Origin of the sequence: Arthrobacter sp. GCM10027362 (assembly GCF_042679445.1) — a bacterium.
GTDB lineage: Bacteria > Actinomycetota > Actinomycetes > Actinomycetales > Micrococcaceae > Crystallibacter.
On sequence record NZ_JBHTML010000273.1, the window covers coordinates 1 to 3,805 of the forward strand.

At 74.0% G+C, this 3,805-nt stretch carries 5 protein-coding genes; all 5 read right to left on the reverse strand.

The genetic code is table 11. The annotated features are described in order from the left end of the window. Positions 1 to 457, reverse strand: a 457-nt coding sequence (locus ACFQ36_RS21355; protein WP_377017345.1) for a PfkB family carbohydrate kinase, incomplete at its 3' end; no start/stop codon positions are given. Positions 458 to 465: 8 nt separating this feature from the next. Further along, positions 466 to 1,173 (reverse strand): SIS domain-containing protein, encoded by a 708-nt coding sequence (locus ACFQ36_RS21360; protein WP_377017337.1) that lies wholly within the window; start codon positions 1,171 to 1,173, stop codon positions 466 to 468. After that, the gene (locus ACFQ36_RS21365) at positions 1,170 to 2,429 is read right to left on the reverse strand and encodes a glycosyltransferase (RefSeq protein WP_377017339.1); all 1,260 of its coding nucleotides are present in this window, start codon (positions 2,427 to 2,429) and stop codon (positions 1,170 to 1,172) included. The genes ACFQ36_RS21360 and ACFQ36_RS21365 overlap by 4 nt, the downstream gene beginning before the upstream one ends. Next, positions 2,426 to 3,430 carry a glycosyltransferase gene (locus ACFQ36_RS21370; RefSeq protein ID WP_377017341.1) on the reverse strand — a complete coding sequence of 335 codons (1,005 nt, stop codon included), beginning with the start codon at positions 3,428 to 3,430 and terminating at the stop codon, positions 2,426 to 2,428. The genes ACFQ36_RS21365 and ACFQ36_RS21370 overlap by 4 nt, the downstream gene beginning before the upstream one ends. Beyond that, positions 3,427 to 3,805 (reverse strand): glycosyltransferase family 9 protein (locus ACFQ36_RS21375; protein WP_377017343.1); only part of this gene is annotated, 379 nt, incomplete at its 5' end. The genes ACFQ36_RS21375 and ACFQ36_RS21370, both read right to left, overlap by 4 nt.

Consider the following 3,805-nt stretch of genomic DNA (forward strand, 5'->3'; position numbering starts at 1 on the left):
GCTGCAGCAGCTCGCGCAGCCGGCCGTTCGCGGCCAGCCCGCGCCCATAGTCAGCCACGATGACCACCTCGGCGGAGGCCACCGCCGCCAGCATCCCGGCGGTGGCCTCCGGGGGCGGGAATTCCCCGCACCCCTCGTCGAAGCGGACCACCGCCTGGCCGTGGGCCCGGATCCTGGTCTTGACCGGGGTCGGGGCACCGGATGGGCCGGCCACCACTTCGACTCCTGCCAATTCCCGGCGCAGCTGGCCCGCCGCGGTGTCGTCGCCCAGCACGGTGACCAGCCGCACCCGGTGCCCGTCCCGGGCCAGCAGGGTGGCCACCAGGCCGGCACCGCCGGCGCGATGGTCCTCGGTTTCGATCTCCACCACCGGCACCGGGGCATCCGGGCTCAGCCGCCGGGCGCCCCCGCGCAGGTCGCGGTCCAGCAGCACGTCGCCGACCACCACTATGTCCATCGGCAGGTTCATGGCAGCTCCCCGGCCCCGGACAGCGGCGCGGATTCCGGCGCCGGACGCCTGCGGTGCCGGACCTCGGCGTCGAATGCGCGGCACAGGGCGTGCAGGGCAATCAGGTGACACTCCTGCACATTGGCCGACGGCGCCGCGATCGCCACGCAGTCGTCGCAGGCTGCGGCGAGGGGATTCGGGGCCGGCCCGGTCAGCGCCCAGCTGGTGACGCCGATCCTGCGCGCGGCTTCGGCGGCGTGCAGCAGGTTCGGGCTCTTTCCGCTGGTGGACATCAGCACCAGCACGTCGCCGGCCCGCCCATGGCCCAGGACCTGCCGGGCAAAGAGCTGGTCGTAGCCATAGTCATTGGCGATGGCGGTGACGGCGGAGGTTTCCGCGTGCAGCGAGATGGCCGAAAACGGCTCGCGTTCGCCGTCGAAACGGCCCACGAGTTCGGCCGTCAGGTGCTGTGCCTCCGCCGCCGACCCGCCGTTGCCCGCCGCCAGCAGGCGCTGGCCCGCCAGCAGCCGGGCCGCCAGCTCGGCGCCCCAGTCCGCCAGGTGCCCGGCCTCCCGGCGCAGCGCCTCGACGGCGGGATGGACCTCGTCCAGGTGCCCCAGCACCGCCTCCAGCGGGGCCGGGGAGTTCCCGGCTCCCGCCGTCTCGGCGGCAAGCTGCTCCACGGCGGCCTCCACCGCGGCGTCTTCGACCGCATCGGTGCTCATAGCGCCTGTCCTTCCACCGTATCGAGCGAGGCGTCCACGGCGGCACATGCCATCAGGTAGGCCTTTTCCGTCTCGGCCGCCACCCGGTCCCAGGAGTAGCGGGAACAGACCCGCCTGCGTCCGGCCCTGCCCAGCTGCCGCGCCTGTTCCGGATTGGCCAGCAGTTCGGCCAGGGCGGCCGCCAGGGCGCCGGGATCCTGCGGCGGCACATGCAGGCCGGTCTTGCCGTGCACCACGGTGTCGATCAGCCCACCCACCGCGGCCGCGACCACCGGCACGCCGCAGGCCATGGCCTCCAGCGGCACGATCCCGAACGGTTCGTACCAGGGTGCGCACACCACCGCATCGACCCCGCGCAGCAGGGCCGGCATCTGGGCCTGCGGCACCTGTCCGCGCAGCACCACCTGGTCCGCGACCCCGAGGTCGGCCGCCAGCGCGGCCAGGCGGCGGGCCTCCGGGTCCACGGCGAGCCCGTCCGGGCCGGAGGAACCGCCGACCACGAGCAGTTCGACGTCGTCCCGGCCGCCGTCCTTCAGCTCGCGCAGGGCCCGGATGGCCAGGTCCACGCCCTTGCGGGGCACCAGCCGGCCCACGGTGGCGATCCGGTAGCCGGTACCGTCCCGCGGCTCGGCCGGCCCGTGCGGGGTGAACAGTTCCAGGTCCACCCCGCAGGGTGCCACCGATACCTTGGTTCCGGGGACGCCGAGCGCCTTGAGTTCGAACACCTCGTCCGAGCAGGTGGCGATGACCCGGTCGGCGTTACGCCCCACCGCCGGCTCCAGCCAGGCCCGCTCGGCCGGGGAGGTGTCCTGCGTACCCTGGTGCCGGCGCTTGACCGAGCCAAGGGCGTGGAACGTCTGCACCACCGGCACCGGGTAGCCCGAGCCGACGCTGCCCCTGGCCGCATCCAGGGCCGCAAGGCCCGACATCCAGAAGTGCCCGTGCACCAGGTCCGGCGGTTCCTGCCCCCAGTCCGCAGCCACGCCGCGGGCCAGCTGGGCCATGTAGGGCAGCAGGCTGTCCTTGGGCACCTGTTCCGGCGGGCCGGCGTCCACGTGCACCACCTCGAAGCCGCTGCCCACGGTGACCCGTTCCGGCAGCCCGGGGCTGTCCCGGCGGGTATAGACCGTCACCTGGTGCCCGCGCGCCGCGAGCGCGGCGGACAGCGCCGCAACGTGCACGTTCTGGCCGCCGGCATCCACCCCTCCGAGGGCCGCCAGCGGGCTGGCGTGCTCCGAGATCATCGATATCCTCACTGCGCTCTCCTTTCCGCCGCGGCATAAACCTGCCGGGCGCGCTGGGGTGTGTCGGCAAGTACGGTGTCCCAGGCGGCGTGGAAGGCGGCCAGGCTGTAGCGCTCCAGCGCCGCCTGCCGGGCCGCCCGGCCCCGGGCCCGGGCCTCGTCCGGATCCGCCAGCAGCCGCGCGGCCTCGCGCTGCAGCTGTGCGACGTCCGTGGAGATGGCGCCAGCTTCCGGCGGCACCGCCCGGGATGCCTCCGTGGCGTCGAGCACTACCACCGGCATGCCCAGGTGCATGGCTTCCAGCAGGGACAGCCCCAGCGACGTCCAGCGCAGCAGGTGCAGGTACACCCGGCACCCGGCCAGTTCGGCGTGCAGGGCGGCGGTGGGCAGGTCCCCGCGGACCTGGAGCCGGTCCGGGCCCAGTCCCGTGGCCTGTTCCAGGCCCGCGCCGCCCATGCCGAAGACTTCCAGCCGCCCGGTACGGGCGAAGCCGGGCAGCAGGTCGGTGCCGGTCACGCGCCAGCGGCGCACCGGCTCGTTGACCACCACGCCCAGGTGCTCCCGCTCCCCCGTGTAGAGGTAGCCGGGATCGGCGATGCCGTGCTCGATAACGGTGGTCGGTGCGTTGCCGCAGTCCCAGAAGAGGTTGTTGAAATGCGTCACGTGGACCACGGGGATGTTCCGCTGGTCCGCCAGCGGGTGCCTGCTGTTGGGCACCGATCCCTTGGGCGTGTTGTGCTCCAGGTAGACGGCCGGCACATCGCGCCCCGGGCGCCTGCCCAGCAGCTGCTCGCAGGCGTCGAGTTCCTCCGGCCGCTGCAGCAGCACCATGTCGATCTCTTCCTCGCGCAGGCGCTCCGGCGCGACTTCGCGTGCGGCGGCCGGCCAGTCACGGCCGCCCCGGCCCAGCCCCCATGGTCCGCCGCCGGGGGCGGCCGGCAGCAGGTACTCGTGCCGGCCGCGGACGAACGCGTCCGTCCAGCCCCCGTGCACATGCCACAGCAGGATCCTCATTCAGTCCACCTTTCCGGTCTGGGCCTGGTGCCGCGGGCCAGGTGGCGCCTGGTGCCCAACGACGGAACGTCCGCGGCCAGGCGCTCCACCGCGGCCGCCACTTCTTCCGGCTGGACGCCGGCCAGGCACGGATGTCCCGGCACCGGGCAGGCGCGGGCACGGCTGAGCCTGCAGGGTGCGTTCTGGTCCCCCAGCAGTTCCAACGGGACCTTGTAGGGTGCCCAGCGGATGGCGGGCACCACGGGCGCGAACAGGGACACGACGGGGGTGCCGACCGCGGCGGCCAGGTGGGCGGGGCCGGTATTGCCGGTCACCACCACGGAGGCGCCGGCGAGCACCCCGGCCAGCCCGCGCAGGTCCGTCCGGCCGCCCAGG

Coding starts and splice junctions, on each gene's coding strand:
- ACFQ36_RS21360 (WP_377017337.1), bottom strand. CDS start 1,173: ATGAGCACCGATGCGGTCGAAGACGCCGCGGTGGAGGCCGCCGTGGAG.
- ACFQ36_RS21370 (WP_377017341.1), bottom strand. CDS start 3,430: ATGAGGATCCTGCTGTGGCATGTGCACGGGGGCTGGACGGACGCGTTC.